This window comes from Knoellia sp. LjRoot47 (assembly GCF_964253435.1).
Lineage (GTDB): Bacteria > Actinomycetota > Actinomycetes > Actinomycetales > Dermatophilaceae > Knoellia.
In genome coordinates this window covers 683,120-703,977 of sequence record NZ_CAXUQS020000001.1, presented here as the reverse complement: position 1 = coordinate 703,977, position 20,858 = coordinate 683,120, and the positions used below count along the sequence as shown (strand labels likewise).

The following is a 20,858-nucleotide window of genomic DNA, read 5'->3' as shown; positions in this document are numbered from 1 at the left end:
GGTCGGTCGTGAGACCACGGTCAGCGACGGCGTTCGCGCTGGCGCTGCACCCACGGGATGCCGATCGCGAGCGCTGCGAGGGCGAGCACGACGGCGGCGGCGAGCAGGCCGCACAGGACGGCGAACCCGACCTTGATGATCCCCTCCCACACGAGATGGTCGTAGGCGAGGTCGGGCTCGTTCCGGGTGCCTGTCCAGAAGCCCAGGACGAAGGCGAGCGCCGCGAGCACCATGAGCCCGAGGGACACCCCGGCGCCCTTGGCGACGCGTCCGGCACCCAGTTGGACCTCGGAGTGCTCCTCCTCGTCGACCCGGTGCGCGAACGTCTCGAAGACGTCCGGCATGGGTCCGTTGCGGCGGCGCTTGGGCATTCGCGAAGCATAGGCCCGGTGCCTGCGCGGACCCGGAAGGTCCGTCCGGTGCGCCGCCCCTGTGGATGGGCCGTGGGTGCGTGGGCCCGTTTGCCGTGCGGGCCGCCCGAGGCGGCGGTACGGTGCGCCGGTGACGACTGGCTTCACCGACGAGCGCGTGCGGGCATGGGTCGCGGCGGCGCCGCTGCGCTGGCCCCGCTGGGTGCTCGCGGTGCTCTGGGCCGCGGCGTTCGTCGTGTCGGCCATGGGTGACACGGCGCCGTGCACGGTGGCGGAGCCGTGCGGACCCGAGCCCGACTTCTCGGTGGCGGTCGTCCTCTGCCTCGGGGCGCTGGTACTGCTGTGGTGGCGTCCGTTCGTGGCTGCCGCGTGCGCGGTGGTCTTCGCGGTCGTCGACGTCGCCTTCGACGACGTCCTCACCGCGAGGGTCGCGTGGCCCGTCGTGGCGGTCGCCTTCGTCGCGTATGCCGTCCACCTCCGGTCCCGCGCGCGTCGCCAGCGCGACATCGCCCGGGCGGCCAGCGTCGTGCTGCCACCGTGGCCGCGAGGTCTGCAGCGACCGCTCCGCACCGACGGGCCCCACCGACTCATGGCGCTCGCCGCGATGGCCCTCGTCCTCGTCGCCACCGGGTCCGTGTTCGGCTACGAGCGGGCCACCGGGCTGGACGCCGAGCACGTCGCTCGCGCGCAGGTCGTCGAGGGGGTGGTGATCACCGGCGAGGACGACGAGGGAGACCAGAAGGTTCGGCTCTCGCAGCGGCCCGAGGGGTTCCCGGCCGTCGTCGACCTGACCTTCCTCGACGTGCCCGAGGTCGGCGACGAGGTCGCGCTGCGGATCGACCCGCGCGACCCGTCGTGGACGCACCCCGTGACCGAGCAGCCGGACCGGACGTGGTGGTTCACCGTGGGGCTCGGGGCGCTGCTCGTCGCAGGGCTGCTCGGCGAGCGGCTGCTGTCGGTGCGGGTGCGGCGCCGCCACCTCGAGGAGTCCTCGCACCACGTGGGGGTGCCGGTCCGGGTGTTCACCGACGAGCTCGACTTCGTGGGGCTCGTCGCCACCGACTCCACTCGCGGGCTGGCCGAGTTCCCCGTCGACGAGGACCTCCGGCTGGACCGCCCCGACGACCGGCGCGTGGCGGCACCGGTGGAGACCTACCTCGTCGGCGACGTGCGCCACGGGGGATGGGCCGCGCTCGCGTCGCCGACGGGGCTCCGTCTGCCCATGGGTTCCATCTCGGCGCTGCCCGAGGGGACCGAGGTCGACCTCGACACGTTCGACCGTGACCCCGAGGACGTGCGGGACTGGTCCGAGGCGGTGCCGATGGGGACGATCCCTGTTCCTCTGCCCGTGGTGGTCGAGGCGCCTGCGTGGCGTCGGGTCGCGGGCGCGCTCGTGGCGGTGGCCGCGATCGTGGTGGGCGTGTGGCTCCTGGCTGACGACGAGGTGGGCCTGTCCGGTGTCGGGGTGGTCGTCGGGACCGCCTCGGCGATGCACTGGGGACTGGACCAGCTGGCCCGGAGGATCCGGGTGACCCGCGACGGCTTCGAGATGGCCACCGTCTTCAGCCGGGTGACGAGCTCGATGGGTGCGGTCCGCGAGGTGCGGCACGACACGGAGGCGGCCCTCGTGGTCTTCGACGACGACAGCGTCCTCGACATCACGCCAGGCGACGGCGACCACCGCGGCCTCGCGGCCGCCATCGAGCAGGCCACTGCGTCGGCGTCCCGGTTCCCGGCGGGGGCGGCGCCGGACGGTGGGAGACTCGCGTGGACGGCCGTGGCGTTCGGGCTCGGTGTGCTCGTCGTCACCGGGACCTGGCTCGTCCACTGGCTCGGCTGAGGGAGCGGCAGGTCTTCCTGCGGGTCGTGCGGGTCCTGAGGGTCGTGCGGGTCGTGCGTGTCGGGGGCCGGCTCTAGGCTTCTCGGCCATGGCGTCCGTCGAACGGCCTCCCGTGCCCGCAGAGTGGGTCGACCGGCTCTCCGCGATCGTCGCCGCCTTCCCCGAGGTGCGCGAGCACGACGCGTGGATCGGCATGGCGTGGAAGGTCCGGTCGGCGACCATCGCGCACGTCTTCGGCGGCGAGGACCAGCTCTTCCGCATCACGTTCCGCGCCGACCCCGACGAGGTCATGGCGTTCCAGCACATGGGTGAGCCGTACTTCAAGGCGGGGTGGGGGAGCAACGTCGTGGGCCTCATCCTCGACGACGACATCGACTGGGACGAGGTGGCCGAGCTGCTCACCGACTCCTACTGCATCCAGGCGCCGCCCGCGCTCGCCGACCAGGTGCCTCGCCCGGCGGGCTGACCTCGCTGCAGCCCTCGCGGACGTCGAGATCCGGCAGAACGCACGATCGTGGGGCAGCATCGCGCCGTCTGCCCGATCTCGACGGATCGCTCGTGCGTCGGCGCGCCCGGTCAGCCGAGGTGGACCTCGTCGCCGACGTGGAGGGTGCCTGAACCGAGGAGCCGGAAGACGGTGCCGCCCCGGGCGTGCATCGCCTTCATCGCGCCGACGCCGATCCAGTCGTCGAGGAGCCGGCAGGGCGCCGCGATCCGCACCACCTCGAGCTCGACCTCCCCGATGCGCATCCGTTCGCCCGGGCGCGTGGGGATCGGACCCGAGGTCAACGTGACGTTGCGCCGGGTCAGCCCCGGCGGGATATCCTGGCCGAGCTCCCGCGCCGCAGCCTCGAGGTCGTCGAGCGCCTGCACGGTGACGTGCCGGTGCCGGCTCCCGTGGTAGCGGTCGCCGACGAGACCCGCGCCCGCCTCGGCCTCGACCGAGTCGACCGAGCGGGTGGGCAGCCGGCTTCCCGGAGCGATGTGGATCGCGTGGACCCGCTGCTCCGAAGGGCCAACCTGTTCGGCGTTCTCGGCACGCTCGACGTCAGGGCTCACGCCGTCACCATCCACCCGAGCCATGCGGCGCCGACTCCGAGCGCGAGGCTGAGCACGACGTTGACGACGGCATCCCGAGGACGTTCGTCCCCGAACGCGTCCTGCAGCTCGAGCGCCAGTGTCGAGAACGTCGTCAGCGCCCCGCAGAACCCGGTCCCGACAAGGGCCAGCCAGGACCTGTCGACACCGGAGCCGACGGCGAGCCCGAGCACGAGCGACCCGAGGACGTTCACGGTGAGCGTCCCCGCCGTCGGCGTCGTCCCCCAGTGCTGACGCATCCAGTGGTTCACGAGGTAGCGCAGGGGTGCGCCCACCGCGGCACCGAGCGCGACGAGAAGCGCCGTCACGCCGACAGCCTCCAGATCCGCTGTCCCGCAGTCGATCCGAGTGTCACCGCGAGGACACCGCCGAGGAAGGAGGCCAACACGTAGGCCCCGGCCTCGCCCCCGTGCCCCGTCTCGAGCAGGGTGACGACGTCGACCGCGAACGCCGAGAACGTCGTCCACCCACCGAGCATCCCGACACCCACGACCGGCCGCGCCAGGCGGTGCGCCCCCGGCCGGCCGAGCAGGAACGCCACGAGCAGTCCCATGGCCAGCGCACCGCTGAGGTTGACCACGAGGGTCGACCACGGGAACGAGCCGGCGGGGTGTGGCAGCGCCAGCCCCACGGCATACCGGCCGAGAGAACCCACGACGCCACCGGCGGCGATCCCGAGGAGGAGCGTCGCATCCGGCTGTGCCGCAGGGCTGCTCACGTCAGCGGCGGATCGTCTCGAGGTACTCCGCGATGCGGCCGATGGCTTCGGTGAGGACCTCGGTGTCGGGGAGGGTCACGAGGCGGAAGTGGTCGGGCTCGAACCAGTTGAAGCCCGTTCCGTGGGTCACGAGGATCTTCTTGGCGCGCAGCAGGTCGATGACGAACTGCTGGTCATCCTCGATGGCGTACATCTCCGGGTCGAGCCGCGGGAAGCAGTAGAGCGCGCCGTGCGGCTCGACCGACGTCACGCCCGGGATCTCGTTGAGCAGCCGATTGGCGAGCTTGATCTGCTCGTAGAAGCGCCCGCCGGGCACGATGAGCTCGTTGATCGACTGGTAGCCACCCAGCGCGGTCTGGATCGCGTGCTGCGCAGGCACGTTGGCGCACATGCGCATGTTGGCGAGCAGCGTCAGACCCTCGAGGAAGTCCTCGGCGAGGTGCTTCGGCCCGGACACCATGACCCATCCCGCGCGGTAGCCGCACACGCGGTAGGCCTTGGACAACCCGCTGAACGTCAGGCACAGCACGTCGTCCTCGGCGAAGGTCGCGACGTGGTGGTGCACCGGTGTGACCGCGTCGTCGGCGTAGAGGATCTTCTCGTAGATCTCGTCGGCCATCAGGACGAGGTGGTGGCGGCGGGCGATGTCGACGAGCCCGCGCACGATCTCCTCGGAGTAGACCGCGCCGGTGGGGTTGTTGGGGTTGATGACGACGAGCGCGTGGGTGTTCTCGGTGATCTTGGACTCGATGTCGTCGAGGTCGGGGTTCCACCCGTTCTCCTCGTCGCACCGGTAGTGCACGGGCGTCCCGCCGGACAACGACACCGCGCCCGTCCACAGCGGGTAGTCGGGCGCCGGGATGAGGATCTCGTTGCCGTCGTCGACGAAGGCCTGGAGCACCATCGAGATGAGCTCGGAGACGCCGTTGCCGATGTAGACGTCGTCGACGGTCGTCTCGGTGAGCCCACGCGACTGGTAGTACTGCGCGACCGCGGTGCGCGCCGAGTAGATGCCGCGCGAGTCGCTGTAGCCCTGCGCATCGGGCAGGTTGTGCACCATGTCGGCGACGATCGCCTCGGGCGCCTCGAACCCGAACGGCGCGGTGTTGCCGATGTTGAGCTTGAGGATCTTGTGCCCCTCGGCCTCGAGCCGCTGGGCCTCGACGAGGATCGGCCCCCTCACGTCGTAGCGGACGTGCTGGAGCTTCTTGCTCTGGACGATCGGGCGCATGTCCGCATGCTTCCAGACGAGGTATGCCGTCCGCGCGCACGTTCCGCCGTGGGCGTGGCTCGCGGACCGGCGCCGCGCTGGGGCGCCGACCGGCCGACGGCGCGCGACGCGCCGGGAGGACTCGGTCTCCCGGCGCGTCCCGTCCGCAGCCGCCGGGTCAGCTGAAGAAGTGCACCGACTCGGTGACGCTCGACGTCCCGCTGACGCGAGCGGTGTAGCCCGAGTCCTCGTAGGCCGTTGCGAGGCTCGCACAGTCACTGCGACCGTTGCTCGCGCTCAGCGACCGCTTGGGTCCTCGAGTGGGGTTGTCGGGCGTCAGGGTCGCCGAGATGGACCGGCCCGGGTGGGCGACGACGCAGAAGCGGTCGGCGCCGTCGTCGTAGCCATATCCCCCGGCCGCGGTCACGTGGTCGAACGAGTTCGCGAGCGCCTGCGGTGCCATCCCCACCGTCAGGGCGAGCGCGGCACCTGCGCCGGCGATCGCGGCGGTGGTCCTTCGGGCATGCATGTTCACGAGATGCTCCTCTCGGGCCGGCCCGGATCGCCTCGCCCCCCGACGGGATGAGCATCCCCCCTGGCTGACCCGGGATGACCGTATCCGCATCGCACAGTGCCCGCATGTCGAGCGCCGGTTGTGCACCCGCGCACCTGTCAGGTGGACCCGACGACGGTGGTGACGACCGTCGTCACCGACGGTGTCCTCGGCGTGGAGGAGAAGCCGAAGCGGCAGGGTGGGTCGATGTCGGCGAGCGATCCCAGCGGCTCACCGTCCATCTGTCCGGTCATCGCGGCGATGCGCCGGAGGTCGGTCGCTCCGTAGAACTCCTGTCGGCCCTCGAGCGCCGTCCCGACGGTCCGGACTCCGGGCATGACCCGTCGTGCGACCGGCGACACGATGCGGGCCCACGTCGGACTGGCCCCGACCCGGCGGGGCACGATGCGCAGGAGCCAGCCCAACGGCATACGGGATCCGACCGTCAGGTCGAGCGAGAGCGAGTCGGAGCGTACGGTCCACGATGACTCGGACTCGGTGCAGGACAACGGTTCCACGCGCACCTCGTCGAACTCGTACGTCGACGTGACGTAGTCCGCGACCGCGTCGCTCGGCGCCAGCAGGACGCGGTGGCCGCCCCCCTTCTCGACCAAGACGTCGGTGAACGGGCCGAGCGGGGTCGTGTGCCAGCGGCCGACGACGACGCGGGTGCCCGAGGACGAGCCGACGCCGGCGATGTGTCCTTGGAAGCGGTCGCGCGTGCGGGTCACGTCAGGTGGGTCAGTCGTTCTGCGCTGCGCGCACGAGCATGACCGGCGAGGTGGCGGTCTCGAGGACCTTCTGGCTCTGCGAGCCCAGCAGCATCCCGGCGAATCCGCCGCGGCCGCGCGTACCCATGACGACGAGCCCGGCTTGGGCCGAACGTTCGGCGAGGACCTTGGCCGCGGCGCCGCGCACGACCTCGACCGTGCAGTCGACCTTGGGGTGCTTGGCGCGCAGCGGCCCGACGACCCGGTCGGCGACGGCGCGGTACTTCGCCTCGACGGAGTTCCACGCGTCGGTGCCGGGGGTCGTGACGACCATGCCGTCGACGACCTCGACGTTCCACGTGGTCACGGCCACGAGCGGGGTGTCACGCAGCTCGGCGATCCAGAACGCGCGCTCGGCGGCGGCGACGCTGTGGCTGGAGCCGTCGATGCCGACGACGACCGGTCCCTCCGAGTCGACCCGGGCGCCCTGCGGGACGATGACGACCGGGGACGACGAGTGCATCGCGGCGGCGAGGGACGAGCGGCCCAGCCCGAGCCGCTGGAGGGTGCTCGTGCGGGCGGCGCCGACGACGACGAGGCGCGCGGTGCGTGACGCGTCGATGAGCGCCTGCTCGGGACGGGAGAACGGCAGGCTGCCCGTGATGGCGAGGTCGGGCCAGCGCTCGCGGGCCCTCGCGAGCGTCTCGTCGAGGAGGCCGGCGTTGCCGATGTCGCCCTCGGGCCCCATCGAGACCGGGTTGCCGGCGACGGGGTCGATGGCGGAGAGCTCGGCGCCGAGGTCGTGCGCGTGCAGGATGTGCAGCGGGCTGCCGGACCGCTGGGCGGAGTTGCCGGCCCAGGTCAGGCACTCCGCATCTCGGTCGCTGTTCCCGATCCCCACGACGACTGCACCGTCGGGGATGGCGTCACCCTCGCTCGCGTCCATGTCGAGACCCTACAGACAGCGGGGTGCGACGGGGGTTACGTTCGGGTCTCACACCGACGTGAGAAGGGCACTCGATGTCACCCACCGCCGACCCGACGCTTTCCCATGCAGCCGGCCCGACCGAGCCGGCGCTGCTCGAGCAGACGATCGGGGCGAACCTCGACGCGACCATCGCTCGACACGGCGACCGCGAGGCGCTCGTCGACCGCGCCCAAGGAGTGCGGTGGACGTATGCCGTCCTCGGCGAGCAGGTGGACCGGCTCGCCAGGGCGCTCCTCGCCGCCGGCCTGGTCCAGGGCGACCGGGTCGGCATCTGGGCGCCGAACTGCGCCGAGTGGACGGTCGTGCAGTACGCCACCGCCAAGGTGGGCGTCATCCTCGTCAACATCAACCCGGCCTACCGCTCCCACGAGCTGGGCTTCGTGCTGAAGCAGGCCGGCATACGCGGGTTGTTCACGGCGGCGTCGTTCAAGACGTCCGACTACGTCGCGATGATCGAGGAGGTGCGCGGCGACTGCCCCGATCTCGAGCACGTGTGGGTCATCGGCCAGGACAGCTGGTCCGACCTCGTGGCCGGCGCCGACTCCGTGGACGACGCACGACTGAGGGAGGTCGCCGACGGGCTCTCGCCGCACGACCCGATCAACATCCAGTACACGTCGGGCACGACCGGCTTCCCCAAGGGCGCCACGCTGAGCCACCGCAACATCCTCAACAACGGCTATCTCGTCGGCGAGGTGTGCCGCTACACCGAGGAGGACCGGATCTGCATCCCGGTGCCCTTCTACCATTGCTTCGGGATGGTCATGGGCAACCTCGCGGCGACCAGCCACGGCGCCTGCATGGTCATCCCGGCGCCGGGGTTCGACCCTGCCCTGACTCTCGCCGCGACTGCCGAGGAGAGGTGCACCAGCCTCTACGGCGTGCCGACGATGTTCATCGCCGAGTGGGCGCTGCCCACCTTCGCCGACTACGACCTCAGCTCGGTCCGCACCGGGATCATGGCCGGGTCGACGTGCCCCGCAGAGCTCATGAAGAAGGTCATCGCGGCCGGCATCGACGAGATGACGATCTGCTACGGCATGACCGAGACGTCGCCCGTCTCGACGCAGACCCGCACCGACGACGACTTCGACCGCAAGGTCGGCACCGTCGGCCAGGTCGGTCCGCACCTCGAGGTCAAGGTCGTCGACCCCGTGACCCTCGAGACGTTGCCCCGCGGCCAGGCCGGCGAGTTCTGGACCAAGGGCTACTCGGTGATGATCGGCTACTGGGGCGAGGAGGAGAAGACCGCGGAGGCCGTCGTCGACGGCTGGATGCGCACGGGCGACCTCGCCGTCATGGACGACGCCGGCTACCTCCAGATCACCGGACGGATCAAGGACATGGTCATCCGCGGTGGGGAGAACATCTACCCGCGCGAGATCGAGGAGTTCCTCTACACCCACCCGGACGTCGTCGACGCGCAGGTCGTCGGGGTGCCCGACGCGAGGTACGGCGAGGAGCTCGCGGCGTGGGTCCGGATGCGTGAGGGTGCGGAGCCGATGACGGCGCAGTCGCTGCGCGAGTTCGCCTCGGGCAAGCTCGCGCACTACAAGATCCCGCGCTACGTCCGCATCGTCGAGGACTTCCCGATGACGGTCACCGGCAAGGTCCGCAAGGTCGAGATGCGCGAGATCACGGTGGCGGAGCTGGGCCTCGATCAGGGGCCCCCAGCCGGGGCGTGACCCGCGCCCCATCCGTGCAGGTCCGACGGTAGTTTGGGCACGAGCGGGTGCCGCCGCACCCGACGACGACGTCAGGAGCAGTCACCGTGAAGTACCTCATCGGCGCCCTTGTGATCCTTGCCCTCCTCCTCCTCGTGTGGTGGTTGGTCTCGCGCAGCAAGCAGCGCCGTCTCGACGAGCAGCGGGCCGAGGCCGCGAGCATCCGCGCCGGTGCCCACGAGCGGTCGGCCGCCCTCTCGGGCCAGGAGTCGTTCGCCCAGCAGTCGACCGAGCGCGCCGAGGTGGCCCGCCAGGAGGCCGAGGAACGGGCGCGTCAGGCCGAGGAGAGCGCCCGTGAGGCGCAGCGGGTCGAGGAGGAGGCGCGTCGGCACCAGGCCGACCTCGAGCGCGGGCGCATGGAGCGTGACGCCGAGCTCCGCCGTGCCGACGAGCTCGACCCCGACGTCGAGGTCGCCAACGACGACCCCCGCCCGCTCCCCGAGGACCTCGACGACGACGTCCGACCCCTCGAGGAGACCCGCGTCCACACGCCCGTGCCCGCGACGGCTCCGTCGACCGCAGGTGACCAGGCTCCCGAAGCCAGCCGCTGGGGTTCGCCCACCGCGGATGCACCGGAGACCACCGACGCGCCCCTGGCGTCCGACGGGCCCGAGCGGTCCGAGGCGTCCATGACGGCGCAGGAGGCGCCCGCGACGTCCGCCATGACGTCGACCCCTGAGCCCGCCGACTCGGCCGCCGGGGCCCGCTCCGCCGACTCCGACTCCGGGACCCCCATCGCTGACTCGGTCACGACGCCCGACTCCGCGGACGAGGACCGCACCGACCGCGGATGGGGCACGGGTGCCGCCGTCGCTGGCGGTGCCGCGGCCGCAGCGGGCAGTGCGTATGCCGCGACGCGCGGCAACGACCCCGATGACGCCTCCGCGCGGCTCGCGTCGGGAGTCGACTACAGCGACAACGGAGCCGACCACCACGACGACGAGCCCGCCGCGCGCACGTGGGCGCCCGTCGACAGCAGCCGCGATGCGGACCAGGCCTCGGACTCCGTCTCGGACGTGGACCAGGGCGACCCACGAGCACAGGAGACGACGATGTCCGATGAAGAGCTTTTCGGTGCCAAGGCCGCGTCCGGCGACGGGACCGACGGAGAACGCACGAACGATGCCCGTGACGCGGGGGACCGCGACCTGGGTGACGGTGGTGCTCACGCGAGCGACCGCGACCCGAGCGACGGCGACGGTCGTGACCGCGACCTGCGTGATGCCGACGGTCGCGACGCAGACCTCCGTGACGGCGACGAGCGCGCGCCGGACGCTTCCGACGGCGACGCCGGCGAGATGACGATCATCGGCGACGTCGAGGACTACGCGTCCACGGAGCCGCTCCCGGCGGACGAGCAGACCCCGGGCACCTCCCCCCTCGCCTCCGAGGGCTCCGACGCGGGTCGCCAGGACGGGACCGGCAGCGGTGACGAGCCCGTGGCCGACCGCGACGCGGTGACCGACCGTGACACCGACCGCAACACCGAGGCGACCGCTGCCGACACCGGGGCGCGTGACTCGACCGACGACGAGCCGACGACTGAGGAGACGTGGGAGGACGAGTCCGACTCCACGACCGACGCCACCGTCTCGGCGAGCTCGGGAGCGCGTGACTTCGACGCCGACAGCTCCGGTTCCCATGACTCGGAGTCCGGGAGCTCTGGCGAGTGGGGCGGGGCCGCAGCAGCCGGCGCCACTGCGGGTGCTGCCGGTGCGGCGGGTGCCGCCGCGACGTCCGACTCCGAGCCCTCGGGGACGGACCACGAGGGCGACCGTGACGACACGGTCGCCGGGAGCGGCGACGACTCCGTCGGCGACGACGACGCCCGCAGCGGCGACGTCGAGACCGACCGCGACGTCGAGTCCGACTCGCGTGCCGACGGGGACCGGACCGACACGACCGACGACACGACCGGCGAGGGTGGCGACGCGACCCACTGGCCCGACGGGACCGACCGGATCAACACAGTCGACGACGGCACCGACGAGGCCGGCTCCGAGCAGTCCGCCACCGACGAGTCCGACACGCACGAGACGGCGTCGGACGACCAGGGCGCGCAGGACCGTGAGAGCGACGCGTGGAGCGGCGACGACCACGGGTCCGACGGCGACTCGGACGGCGGCTCGTCCGAGGACGGCGGCTCGACCGAGGGCGAGAGCTCGTCGCGACGGATCTCGGCGATGGAGGAGATCCGCGACGGTGGCTACGGCGTCGGCTCGGCCGCACCGTTCGAGGATCGGGCGCAGCCGCTCGACCACCCCGTGCAGGCGTACCGCGACACGATGACCTACCGCGCCCCCGGCGCCAACGGCTACGACTCGGCAGAGCCCGACGTGTGGTTCTACGACGAGGAGTCCGCCCGCCGCGCGGGCTTCAACCCCTCCGAGGGCTGACCCCGCACAGCGCACGACGACGCCCCGCCGGTCTCGACCGGCGGGGCGTCGTCGTTCTCGCCACGGACCTCAGTCGACGGGGCAGCGGCTCACCAATGACCTCCGCGCCGACGGTCGAGCTCCTCGTCCACGCCCCGGTCCGCGTCCGTCGGGTCGACGGCCACATGGTGCTCGAGGGGTGAGTCCGAGCCGTCCGCGGACGACTCGTCGGCCCAGGACGGTGACTCACCGGCATACGAGTCGGTCGTGCGGGTGACCGGAGCGTCGGTACGGTCGCGCCACCCGGCGCCGCCGAGCCTGCTGCGCGGGACGGTCTGGTCGATGGGTGCGTCGGTGTCGTCGGTGCCGCCGAAGGTCACGTCGCTGCGTCCGCGCTGGCCCGTCTCGGTCACCTCGGGTGCCTCGTAGCCGTGGTGCACCGGCGCCGCGGAGCCGCCCCGGGTGCGCAGGACCCAGATCAACGCCGCCACCACGACGACGAGGGCGACCGCACCGACGAGCCACAGCACCGAGTCATCCATGGGCACGACCGTAGTGGGACTCGCGTCACGAGGGGCGGTTGGTGGGCGCCGAACGCCGCCACGCCGTCGCAGCAGTCACAAGTCGGGCACGGGGTCGACCTCGGCTAGTAGGTTCGCGTGCGTATCTGTCCCGGACCCAGGAGGTCGGTCGTGCGCATCGGTGTGCCGTTGGAGTCGTTGGCGGGTGAGACCCGGGTCGCGGCGACCCCGAGGACCGTCGAGCAGCTGATCGACCTCGGGTATGCCGTGTTCGTCCAGTCCGGCGCGGGTCACCTCGCGACGTTCGAGGACGCCGCCTACGTCGCGGCAGGTGCGGACATCGTCGGCGAGGACGTCTGGAACACCGACGTCATCCTCAAGATCAACGCCCCCTCCGAGTCCGAGGTCGCGCGACTGCGCGCCGGACAGACCGTGGTCGCCCTGCTGGCGCCGGCGCTGCGCCCGGAGCTCGTCTCCGCCCTGGCCGAGCGCGGGGTGACGGCACTCGCGATGGACGCGGTGCCGCGCATCTCGCGCGCGCAGTCGCTCGACGTGCTGTCGTCGATGGCCAACATCGGTGGCTACCGCGCCGTCATCGAGGCGGCCCACGAGTTCGGCTCGCTCTTCACCGGGCAGGTCACCGCCGCCGGCAAGGTGCCGCCCGCCAAGGTGCTCGTCGTCGGAGCCGGTGTGGCCGGGCTGTCGGCGATCGGGACGGCCGGCTCGCTCGGTGCGGTCGTGAGGGCGTTCGACGCGCGCAGCGAGGTCGCCGAGCAGGTCGAGTCGATGGGTGCGGAGTTCCTCCGGATCGACGTCGAGGACACCGGACCCTCGGCCGACGGCTACGCCAAGGAGACGGGGGAGGACTTCAACGCCAAGGCGGCCGAGCTGTATGCCGCGCAGGCCGCCGACGTCGACATCGTCATCACCACCGCCCTCATCCCCGGCCGGCCGGCGCCGCGGCTGCTCGACGAGGCGATGGTCGCGTCGATGAAGCCGGGCTCGGTCATCGTCGACATGGCAGCGGCCAACGGCGGCAACGTCGCAGGCTCCGTCGCCGACCAGAAGGTCGTCACGGCGAACGGCGTGACGATCCTGGGCTACACCGATCTCCCCGCACGGCTGCCGACGCAGGCGTCGCAGCTGTTCGGGACCAACCTCGTCAACCTCCTCAAGCTCGTGACGCCCGAGAAGGACGGCCACTTCGAGCTCGACCTGGAGGACCCGGTGCAACGCGGGATGACCGTCGTCCGCGAGGGGGAGGTGATGTGGCCGCCACCACCGGTGCAGGTGTCGGCGGCGGGAGCGGTGGGCGATGCTGCCGCGGCGCCGACCACGGCCGCGCCCCCCGAGCCACCCAGGAAGCGGGATCCACGCCTCAAGTACCTCTGGATGGCCGTGGGGTCGCTCGTCTTCGCGCTCGTCGCGTCGGCCTCGCCCGCGGTGTTCCTCGGTCACTTCACCGTGTTCGCGCTCGCGGTCATCGTCGGGTTCTACGTCATCTCCAACGTGTCGCACGCCCTGCACACACCGCTCATGGCCGAGACCAACGCCATCAGCGGAATCATCGTCGTCGGGGGTCTGCTGCAGATCGACTCCGACAACCTGCTCGTCAAGACGCTCGGGTTCCTGGCGATCCTCGTCGCCAGCATCAACATCTTCGGAGGATTCGCAGTGACCGGCCGCATGCTCCAGATGTTCCGGAAGGACTGAGGCGACGATGACGAGCAACGTGGTCTCTGCGGCATACATCGTCTCTGCCGTCTTCTTCGTCCTCTCCCTCGCGGGGCTGAGCAAGCACGAGTCGGCCAAGGAGGGCAACGCCTACGGCGTGACCGGCATGGTCATCGCGCTCGGTGCGACGATCTGGCTGGTGCTCTCGCGGTCCGAGCACGCCCTCGTGACACTGCTGCTCATCGCGCTGGCCATGGGCATCGGTGCCGCGATCGGGCTGTGGCGGGCGCGCCAGGTCGAGATGACCCAGATGCCCGAGCTCGTGGCGATGCTGCATTCGTTCGTGGGGCTCGCGGCCGTGCTCGTGGGCCTCAACAGCCACCTCACCGTCGGCGACGCGTCGGACACGATCCACTCGGTCGAGGTCTTCCTCGGGGTGTTCATCGGCGCCGTGACGCTCACCGGCTCGGTCGTCGCGTTCCTCAAGCTGTCCGCACGGATCCCCTCGACGCCCCTCATGCTTCCGGCACGCCACTGGCTCAACCTCGCGGCGCTCGTCGTGTCGGCGCTGCTGCTGCTGTGGTTCGTCCAGTCGCACTCGGTCGTGCCGCTCATCCTCATGACGCTCATCGCGCTGGCGTTCGGGTGGCATCTCGTCGCGTCGATCGGCGGCGGTGACATGCCCGTCGTCGTGTCGATGCTCAACTCGTACTCAGGCTGGGCGGCGGCCGCGGCCGGCTTCATGCTCGGCAACGACCTGCTCATCGTCACCGGCGCGCTCGTCGGTGCCTCCGGTGCGATCCTGTCGTGGATCATGTGCCGCGCGATGAACCGGTCGTTCGTCTCGGTCATCGCCGGTGGGTTCGGCCAGGAGGTCGTCGTCGGCGACGACAAGGACTACGGCGAGCACCGCGAGATCACCGCCGAGGGCGCCGCCGACCTGTTGCGCGACGCGTCGTCGGTCATCATCACCCCGGGCTACGGCATGGCCGTGGCGCAGGCGCAGTACCCCGTCGCCGAGCTCACGAAGCGGTTGCGTGATCGCGGCGTGGAGGTGCGGTTCGGGATCCACCCGGTCGCGGGGCGCCTCCCCGGCCACATGAACGTGCTGCTCGCCGAGGCCAAGGTGCCCTACGACATCGTGCTCGAGATGGACGAGGTCAACGACGACTTCCCGTCGACCGACGTCGTCCTCGTCATCGGCGCCAATGACACGGTCAACCCGGCGGCCGCCGAGGACCCGACCTCGCCGATCGCGGGGATGCCGGTGCTCCAGGTGTGGAACGCGCACGACGTCATCGTCTTCAAGCGCTCGATGGCGACGGGCTATGCCGGTGTCCAGAACCCGCTGTTCTTCCGGGAGAACTCGCAGATGCTCTTCGGCGACGCCAAGCAGCGCGTCGACGACATCCTCACCGCCCTCTGACCCGCGCCCAACTTTTGCTCCCTAGGAGGGAAGCTTGAGGGTCCGGAGGGAAATGTTCCCTCCGGACCCTCAATGTTGCCTCCGGCTGCATGCCCAACGGACTTCGTATGCCGTCAAGCCGCCGCGATCGCGGAGCGCACCTTGGCGGCCGCTGCCCCGGGGCGTTCCAGATCTGCCCAGGTGATACGGACCACGACATAACCGAGACGTCGAAGCTCGTCCTCTCGGCGCTTCTCCGCCCACAGGACCGCCGGGTCGCCCGAGTCGTACTTCATCCGTCCGTCGAACTCGACGATGACGTTGGTGCCGTGGACGAGGAAGTCGACGCGACCGACGAGCCGTCCGTCGTGGTCCCGGATCTCGACCTGAGGTGTGAGGACGAGGCCGGCCATCTCGAGGATGACCGAGCAGCGCGACTCGCCGACAGACTCCCGGAGCCCGTTGGCGAAGGAGAGCATCGAGACCGCCCGGCTCCCGTGACGCCAACCGCCCACCACCTCGACGGCGGCCTGCAGATCATCGAACGACACCAGACCTTGGTGCAGTGCGTGATCGGCGCTCACGACACCCTGGACAACTCCCTGCTCCATCGCATGAGCGGCCAGGGCCGTGGGCAGATCGACGGCTGCGCCGACGGCCGTGGGCGCGGTCGGCTGACCTGTCCATTGCCGAACGCGATAGGGCCCGACCCGGATCGACCGGTCGATCGGACGCAGGACGTGGACGGTGGACAGACCCGCGCCCCACACCTGGACCCCATGTGCGAGCACGGCCGTCGTGGAGCTCAGGGTGGCGTCGTCCCACAGCAGCCCGGCACCGAAGGACAGGTCCGTATGCCACCTCGACGGCGACGTCGGGTCGACGAGCTCGGCCACGGCATACAGGCCTCTGGCGGGATGGAGGAGCTCCTCGGAACGCACGGCGTGGACGAGCGCCACCGCGGAGAGCCCGGTCCGGTGGGCCTGCTTGGTCGTGAAGAGCCCGTGCTGCGCTTCGGCGAGGGCTCGCAGTGACGGATCGAGGGAGGTCATGGTCGCCAGCATTCGACGGACCTGGCGAGAGGGCGAGAGGCAGCTGATCGACCTGTGGACGACCGCAGAGGAGCGGGGTGCCTGTGGACAGCCGGGCATCCGGACAAAAGCTTGAGGGTCCGGACGGAAATGTTCCGTCCGGACCCTCAAGGTTCCCGCATGGGGAGCAAAAGTTGATGCGGGTGAGGGTCAGGTGCTTGTCATGCTGGGGACCTCGCCCTCGCGGGCCTCGCCCGCCAGCCGCGACTTGCGGTACCCGTAGACGAAGTAGATGAGGAACCCGAGCGCCATCCAGATGATGAAGCGGATCCACGTCTCCACCGGCAGCGTGAACATGAGGTAGGCGCAGATCGCCGCCGACAGCCACGGCAGCCACGGGCTGAACGGCACCTTGAACGGCCGCTCGAAGTCGGGCCGCCGCTTGCGCAGCACCGGCACGGCGATCGACACGAGGAAGAACGCCGTGAGCGTCCCGATGTTGATCATGAACTCGAGCTTGCCGACGGGCGTGACGGCGGCGACGATGGCGACGAGCAGCCCGAGGCCGATGGTGATCCTGAGCGGGGTGCCGGTCCGGCGGTTGACCCGGCCCAGCCCCGACGGGAGCAGCCAGTCGCGCGACATCGCGAACACGACGCGTGAGGACCCGATGAGCAGCGTCATGACGACCGTGGTGAGACCCGCGACGGCGCCCGCCGAGATGAGTGTGGCGTACCCCGGCTTGCCCACCTGCTCGAAGGCGTTGGCGAGCGAGCCGGACTCCTCGAGCTCGTTGTACTTCACCATGCCGGTGAGGACGAGGGCGGTGGCGCAGTAGAGGACCGTGCAGATGACGAGCGAGCCGAGGATGCCGCGGGGGAGGTCGCGCGCCGGGTTCTTGGCCTCCTCGGCCGTCGTCGCCACGACGTCGAACCCGATGTAGGCGAAGAAGACGAGCGAGGCCGCGGCGAAGATCCCGGAGATGCCGAATGCCGACGGGGCGAACCCGAAGAGGAACTCGACGAGCGGCTGCTCCATCGTCGAGCCGCTCTTGCTCGGCACCGACGGCGGGATGAACGGGCTGTAGTTCGAGGTCTTGACGTAGGAGAGGCCGGCGAAGATCACGAACAGGACGATGAAGATCTTGAGGGCGACGAGCGCCATGTTGACCCGCAGCGACTCCTTGATGCCGACGGACACGAGCACCGTGAGCGCCAGCACGAGGAGGAACGCCGGCAGGTCGAACGAGGACCCGTAGGCCACCGACTCGGGAATGGTGATCCCGAGGTGATCGAGGAAGATGCCGAGATACGCCGACCAGCCCTGTGCCACGACGGATGCACCGAGGAGCAGCTCGAGCAGGAGGTCCCACCCGATGATCCAGGCGACGAGCTCGCCGAGCGACGCGTACGAGAACGTGTACGCCGACCCCGACACCGGGATCGACGACGCGAACTCCGCGTAGCAGAGCGCCGCCAGCGCACAGCAGATGGCGGCCACGATGAACGAGATGATGACCGCGGGCCCGGCGAGCTGGTTGGCCGCACGGCCGGCGACGGTGAAGATTCCGGCGCCGATGACGACGCCGACGCCGAACACGGTGAGGTCGAGGGCGGTGAGGCGTTTCTTGAGCTGGTACTCGGGCTCGTCACCCTCGCGGATGGTCTGCTCGATGGACTTGGTCCGCATGACGCTCATCGCATTCCCTTTCGTCCGGGCCGGCGCTGGCTGCGTGGCCTGATGACGGGGATCTCACCCGTGTCCTCCAACCGAGAAGCGTGCAGGAGATCGGAGCTGCGGTAAAGGGTCTCGTGGGGCGGCGTCACTCCGCGGTGGTCGCGAACCGGGTTGTGTATGCCGTCCGCTCCCCGCGCGCCCTCGCCTTGCCCGAGGTAGTCGCGCCAGCCGTGCGGGTCCTCCCAGTGGTCCTGCCAGCCGTCGTCGTAGCCGCTGTCCGGTCCGGAGCCGGGACGCCCTCCGCGTCCACCGCGCCCGCCGGGTCCGTCGTCGGGACCTTCGTCGTCCTCGTCCCACCCGTCGTCGGGGTCACGCGGCGCGTCCGAGCCGAACAGCACGGTGCAGATGGCGCGGTAGTGGCGCTCGGCCTGCGGGACGTACTCGATGTGGCCGAGGGCCTGGTCCTGGCCGGCGGACTCGAGGAGGAAGGTGCCGTAGCCGATGATCCGCCCCATGACCGAGCGGTCGAAGGTCATGTCGGTGACCTTCGTCAGAGGCATCATCGCGACCTTGCGACGGATGAAGCCGTAGAAGAGCAGGAAGCGCTTGTCCGTGGCGACGAACCAGTCGTGGCGCCAGTTGAGATAGCGCCACAGGAGGTACAGCGCACCGGCGAACGCGGCATACCAGAAGAAGTTCGCGAGCATTGCGCCGCCGCGGGTGCGCGGGGCCTCGGCCTCGACGTACGTCGCGAGGAAGAGCAGGCCGACGAAGAGCGCGATCGGGCGGATCTGCGAGAACCAGTGCTGGCGCACCATCGTGACGACGTTCTCGCCCTCGACGAGGTAGCGGTCCAGCTCTCGATCGAGGCGCCCGGCCGCCAAGGTCAGCTCCGGGCGATCAGGGAGTCGAAGAACCGACCGATGTTGGCCACGCCGTTGGCGATGACGTCCCAGGCGCTGCCGACGATGTTGGCGGCGTCAGAGGGCGAGGTGAAGATGGCGTAGAGCAGGAAGATGACGAGCAGCCACGTGACGATCTTCTTGACCGGGGGCATGGACACGTCGACTCTCTCTCGGGTTCAGGCCTGACGCAGGGGCGCGCGCAGGCTCGACTTCGCAGCACCTCATGATGACGGATGGACGTGTGACTGGTGTGACTCATGTGGCCACACGGCGTGTCGGGCCGGGCGTCAGACGACGCCGTAGAGCCGGTCGCCGGCATCGCCGAGGCCCGGCACGATGTAGCCGAGCTCGTTGAGCTTCTCGTCGATCGACCCGGTGACGAGCTGGACGGGCACCCCGGCGTCGGCGAGCGACTCCTCGAGGTGCGCGATGCCCTCGGGCGCCGCGAGCAGGGTGACGGCGGTGATGTCGTCGGCGCCGCGGTCGAGCAGGAACTTGATCGCGTCGGCCATCGAGCCGCCGGTGGCGAGCATCGGGTCGAGGACGTAGACCTGACGACCGGACAGGTCGTCGGGCAGGCGGTTGGCGTAGGTGATCGCCTCGAGCGTCTCCTCGTTGCGCTGCATGCCGAGGAACCCGACCTCGGCGCTCGGCAGCAGGCGCACCATGCCCTCGAGCATGCCGAGGCCCGCGCGCAGGATCGGCACGATGAGCGGCTTGGGGTTGGAGAGCTTGATGCCCGTCGTCGGGGCCACCGGCGTCTCGATCTCGAACGGCTCGACCCGCACGTCACGCGTCGCCTCGTAGGCGAGCAGGGTCATGAGCTCCTCGGCCAGCCGGCGGAACGTCGGGGAGTCCGTCCGCTTGTCACGCAGGTAGGTGAGCTTGTGTGCGATGAGCGGATGGTCGGCAACGTGAACGCGCATGGGTGAAACTTAGCGTGTGTGCCCCGACCCCGGACCAGCGTCCGGCCCCACAACCGCCCCGCTGCGCGAGGAGTATGCCGGCCCCATGCGCCGCGCGCTCGAGCTCGCCGCGCGTGCCGCGGAGGAGGGCGACGTGCCGGTGGGCGCCGTGGTGCTCGGCCCCGGTGGCGAGGTCATCGGTGAGGGCCACAACCTGCGGGAGGTCGACGGCGACCCCACGGCCCACGCCGAGGTGGTCGCTCTCCGTGAGGCGGCACGGCATACGGGCTCGTGGCGGTTGGAGGGCTGCACGCTCGTCGTGACCCTCGAACCGTGCCCCATGTGCGCGGGCGCGGCGATGCTCGCGCGGATCTCCCGGATCGTCCTCGGGGCGTGGGACCCCAAGCTCGGGGCGACCGGCTCGGTGTGGGACGTCGTGCGCGACCGGCGCGCGACGCATCGCATCGAGGTCGTCGGGGGAGTCCTCGAGTCCGAGGCGTCGCGCCAGCTGCTCGACTTCTTCGGGGAGCGCCGGTGAGCGACCTCCTCGCCCTCCTGCTCGACCAGCCGCCGTGGGTCATCCTGTCGATCGCCGGCCTCGTCGTCTTCGGCGAGTGCGCGCTGCTGGTCGGGATGGTCCTGCCGGGCGAGACCGTCGCCGTGCTCGCGGGCGCCGCGGCGGCCATCGGCCAGACCTCCCTCGCGTCCGTCCTCGTCGTCGTGCTCGCCGCGGCGATCCTCGGGGACAACGTCGGGTATGCCGTCGGGCGCCGGGTCGGCCCGCGGCTGCACCGGCGCGTGACGAACCCTGCGCGACGACAGCGTCTGGCGGGCGCCGAGGCACGGCTGCGGCTGCGTGGCGGGCTGGCGGTGTTCCTGGGCCGGTGGACCCCGTTCGTGCGCTCGGTCATGCCCTCGCTCGCCGGGATCTCGCGTATGCCGTACCCGAAGTTCCTCGCGTGGGACCTGCTGGGCGCCGGGTCGTGGGCGGTCGGGAGCGTGCTCGCCGGCTACGCCGCAGGCAAGTCGTACGAGCAGGTGGTGTCGTGGTTCGGGACGGTGGGGGCGGTGCTCCTCGGGGGCTTCCTCATCGTGGGCGTGGCGGTGTGGAGCTGGCGACGGACGGCGTCGGCACGCGCCTGAGGCGCTCGGC

Annotated in this window: 22 protein-coding genes; 8 read left to right on the top strand and 14 right to left on the bottom strand. The window is 70.8% G+C overall.

Annotation, left to right across the window (positions count from 1 at the left end; translation table 11 throughout):
- Positions 1 to 20: 20 nt before the first annotated feature.
- Positions 21 to 371 (bottom strand): hypothetical protein, encoded by a 351-nt coding sequence (locus ACSQ11_RS03605; protein WP_436003129.1) that lies wholly within the window; start codon positions 369 to 371, stop codon positions 21 to 23.
- Between the two features lie 130 nt (positions 372 to 501).
- On the opposite strand from ACSQ11_RS03605, the gene ACSQ11_RS03600 reads away from it, so the two are divergent.
- Together ACSQ11_RS03600 and ACSQ11_RS03595 are read left to right on the top strand one after the other, a co-directional pair.
- Positions 502 to 2,211, top strand: coding sequence for a hypothetical protein (locus ACSQ11_RS03600; RefSeq protein WP_436003127.1), 1,710 nt, complete (start codon positions 502 to 504; stop codon positions 2,209 to 2,211).
- 88 nt (positions 2,212 to 2,299) lie between these two features.
- Entirely contained in the window at positions 2,300 to 2,677 is a 378-nt protein-coding gene (locus ACSQ11_RS03595; RefSeq protein ID WP_436003125.1) for an MmcQ/YjbR family DNA-binding protein, read from the top strand.
- 110 nt (positions 2,678 to 2,787) lie between these two features.
- On the opposite strand, the gene ACSQ11_RS03590 is transcribed toward ACSQ11_RS03595, so the two are convergent.
- From ACSQ11_RS03590 to ACSQ11_RS03560, 7 genes are all read right to left on the bottom strand, one after another.
- The gene (locus ACSQ11_RS03590; protein ID WP_436003123.1) at positions 2,788 to 3,270 is read right to left on the bottom strand and encodes an MOSC domain-containing protein; all 483 of its coding nucleotides are present in this window, start codon (positions 3,268 to 3,270) and stop codon (positions 2,788 to 2,790) included.
- Positions 3,267 to 3,617, bottom strand: a complete 351-nt coding sequence (crcB, locus tag ACSQ11_RS03585) for a fluoride efflux transporter CrcB (protein ID WP_436003121.1) — start codon at positions 3,615 to 3,617, stop codon at positions 3,267 to 3,269. Before crcB ends, ACSQ11_RS03590 begins: the two co-directional genes overlap by 4 nt.
- Positions 3,614 to 4,027 carry a fluoride efflux transporter FluC gene (locus tag ACSQ11_RS03580; protein ID WP_436003119.1) on the bottom strand — a complete coding sequence of 138 codons (414 nt, stop codon included), beginning with the start codon at positions 4,025 to 4,027 and terminating at the stop codon, positions 3,614 to 3,616. Before ACSQ11_RS03580 ends, crcB begins: the two co-directional genes overlap by 4 nt.
- 1 nt (position 4,028) lies before the next feature.
- Complete coding sequence (locus ACSQ11_RS03575) at positions 4,029 to 5,258, bottom strand: pyridoxal phosphate-dependent aminotransferase (protein ID WP_436003117.1); 1,230 nt, start codon at positions 5,256 to 5,258, stop codon at positions 4,029 to 4,031.
- Between the two features lie 157 nt (positions 5,259 to 5,415).
- Positions 5,416 to 5,772, bottom strand: a complete 357-nt coding sequence (locus ACSQ11_RS03570) for a hypothetical protein (protein WP_436003115.1) — start codon at positions 5,770 to 5,772, stop codon at positions 5,416 to 5,418.
- Between the two features lie 137 nt (positions 5,773 to 5,909).
- Entirely contained in the window at positions 5,910 to 6,521 is a 612-nt protein-coding gene (locus ACSQ11_RS03565; protein ID WP_436003113.1) for a hypothetical protein, read from the bottom strand.
- A 10-nt stretch (positions 6,522 to 6,531) separates the two neighbouring features.
- Positions 6,532 to 7,446: a universal stress protein gene (locus ACSQ11_RS03560; protein ID WP_436003111.1), complete on the bottom strand. Its 915-nt coding sequence runs from the start codon at positions 7,444 to 7,446 to the stop codon at positions 6,532 to 6,534.
- Between the two features lie 74 nt (positions 7,447 to 7,520).
- Between ACSQ11_RS03560 and ACSQ11_RS03555 the strand changes: the two genes are divergently transcribed.
- Both ACSQ11_RS03555 and ACSQ11_RS03550 read left to right on the top strand, forming a co-directional pair.
- Positions 7,521 to 9,173, top strand: coding sequence for an AMP-binding protein (locus ACSQ11_RS03555; protein WP_436003109.1), 1,653 nt, complete (start codon positions 7,521 to 7,523; stop codon positions 9,171 to 9,173).
- Positions 9,174 to 9,259: 86 nt separating this feature from the next.
- Positions 9,260 to 11,608, top strand: a complete 2,349-nt coding sequence (locus tag ACSQ11_RS03550; protein ID WP_436003107.1) for a sunset domain-containing protein — start codon at positions 9,260 to 9,262, stop codon at positions 11,606 to 11,608.
- A gap of 89 nt (positions 11,609 to 11,697) precedes the next feature.
- On the opposite strand, the gene ACSQ11_RS03545 is transcribed toward ACSQ11_RS03550, so the two are convergent.
- Positions 11,698 to 12,129, bottom strand: a complete 432-nt coding sequence (locus tag ACSQ11_RS03545) for a hypothetical protein (protein WP_436003105.1) — start codon at positions 12,127 to 12,129, stop codon at positions 11,698 to 11,700.
- A 150-nt stretch (positions 12,130 to 12,279) separates the two neighbouring features.
- On the opposite strand from ACSQ11_RS03545, the gene ACSQ11_RS03540 reads away from it, so the two are divergent.
- The gene (locus ACSQ11_RS03540; RefSeq protein ID WP_436003103.1) at positions 12,280 to 13,821 is read left to right on the top strand and encodes a Re/Si-specific NAD(P)(+) transhydrogenase subunit alpha; all 1,542 of its coding nucleotides are present in this window, start codon (positions 12,280 to 12,282) and stop codon (positions 13,819 to 13,821) included.
- Between the two features lie 7 nt (positions 13,822 to 13,828).
- On the top strand, positions 13,829 to 15,208 hold the full coding sequence (pntB, locus tag ACSQ11_RS03535) for a Re/Si-specific NAD(P)(+) transhydrogenase subunit beta (RefSeq protein ID WP_436003101.1): 1,380 nt from the start codon (positions 13,829 to 13,831) through the stop codon (positions 15,206 to 15,208).
- Between the two features lie 113 nt (positions 15,209 to 15,321).
- Here pntB and ACSQ11_RS03530 read toward each other — a convergent pair whose 3' ends face one another.
- From ACSQ11_RS03530 to upp, 5 genes are all read right to left on the bottom strand, one after another.
- Positions 15,322 to 16,239 carry a type IV toxin-antitoxin system AbiEi family antitoxin domain-containing protein gene (locus ACSQ11_RS03530; RefSeq protein ID WP_436003098.1) on the bottom strand — a complete coding sequence of 306 codons (918 nt, stop codon included), beginning with the start codon at positions 16,237 to 16,239 and terminating at the stop codon, positions 15,322 to 15,324.
- Between the two features lie 189 nt (positions 16,240 to 16,428).
- On the bottom strand, positions 16,429 to 17,916 hold the full coding sequence (locus ACSQ11_RS03525) for an APC family permease (protein WP_436003096.1): 1,488 nt from the start codon (positions 17,914 to 17,916) through the stop codon (positions 16,429 to 16,431).
- Complete coding sequence (locus ACSQ11_RS03520) at positions 17,913 to 18,779, bottom strand: PH domain-containing protein (protein ID WP_436003094.1); 867 nt, start codon at positions 18,777 to 18,779, stop codon at positions 17,913 to 17,915. Before ACSQ11_RS03520 ends, ACSQ11_RS03525 begins: the two co-directional genes overlap by 4 nt.
- A gap of 2 nt (positions 18,780 to 18,781) precedes the next feature.
- Positions 18,782 to 18,958, bottom strand: a complete 177-nt coding sequence (locus ACSQ11_RS03515) for a hypothetical protein (protein ID WP_186828030.1) — start codon at positions 18,956 to 18,958, stop codon at positions 18,782 to 18,784.
- Positions 18,959 to 19,087: 129 nt separating this feature from the next.
- Positions 19,088 to 19,726 carry a uracil phosphoribosyltransferase gene (upp, locus tag ACSQ11_RS03510; RefSeq protein ID WP_436003092.1) on the bottom strand — a complete coding sequence of 213 codons (639 nt, stop codon included), beginning with the start codon at positions 19,724 to 19,726 and terminating at the stop codon, positions 19,088 to 19,090.
- An 85-nt stretch (positions 19,727 to 19,811) separates the two neighbouring features.
- Between upp and tadA the strand changes: the two genes are divergently transcribed.
- Together tadA and ACSQ11_RS03500 are read left to right on the top strand one after the other, a co-directional pair.
- Positions 19,812 to 20,243, top strand: coding sequence for a tRNA adenosine(34) deaminase TadA (gene tadA / locus ACSQ11_RS03505; protein WP_436006686.1), 432 nt, complete (start codon positions 19,812 to 19,814; stop codon positions 20,241 to 20,243).
- Positions 20,240 to 20,848 carry a DedA family protein gene (locus tag ACSQ11_RS03500; RefSeq protein WP_436003090.1) on the top strand — a complete coding sequence of 203 codons (609 nt, stop codon included), beginning with the start codon at positions 20,240 to 20,242 and terminating at the stop codon, positions 20,846 to 20,848. Before tadA ends, ACSQ11_RS03500 begins: the two co-directional genes overlap by 4 nt.
- Positions 20,849 to 20,858: the final 10 nt, after the last annotated feature.

Excerpts from the sequence above, each read along its gene's own strand:
- pntB (WP_436003101.1), top strand. The coding sequence starts at position 13,829 with ATGACGAGCAACGTGGTCTCTGCGGCATACATCGTCTCTGCCGTCTTC.
- ACSQ11_RS03530 (WP_436003098.1), bottom strand. The coding sequence starts at position 16,239 with ATGACCTCCCTCGATCCGTCACTGCGAGCCCTCGCCGAAGCGCAGCAC.
- ACSQ11_RS03595 (WP_436003125.1), top strand. The coding sequence starts at position 2,300 with ATGGCGTCCGTCGAACGGCCTCCCGTGCCCGCAGAGTGGGTCGACCGG.
- ACSQ11_RS03555 (WP_436003109.1), top strand. The coding sequence starts at position 7,521 with ATGTCACCCACCGCCGACCCGACGCTTTCCCATGCAGCCGGCCCGACC.
- tadA (WP_436006686.1), top strand. The coding sequence starts at position 19,812 with ATGCGCCGCGCGCTCGAGCTCGCCGCGCGTGCCGCGGAGGAGGGCGAC.
- ACSQ11_RS03605 (WP_436003129.1), bottom strand. The coding sequence starts at position 371 with ATGCCCAAGCGCCGCCGCAACGGACCCATGCCGGACGTCTTCGAGACG.
- ACSQ11_RS03560 (WP_436003111.1), bottom strand. The coding sequence starts at position 7,446 with ATGGACGCGAGCGAGGGTGACGCCATCCCCGACGGTGCAGTCGTCGTG.
- upp (WP_436003092.1), bottom strand. The coding sequence starts at position 19,726 with ATGCGCGTTCACGTTGCCGACCATCCGCTCATCGCACACAAGCTCACC.
- ACSQ11_RS03575 (WP_436003117.1), bottom strand. The coding sequence starts at position 5,258 with ATGCGCCCGATCGTCCAGAGCAAGAAGCTCCAGCACGTCCGCTACGAC.
- ACSQ11_RS03545 (WP_436003105.1), bottom strand. The coding sequence starts at position 12,129 with ATGGATGACTCGGTGCTGTGGCTCGTCGGTGCGGTCGCCCTCGTCGTC.
- ACSQ11_RS03525 (WP_436003096.1), bottom strand. The coding sequence starts at position 17,916 with ATGAGCGTCATGCGGACCAAGTCCATCGAGCAGACCATCCGCGAGGGT.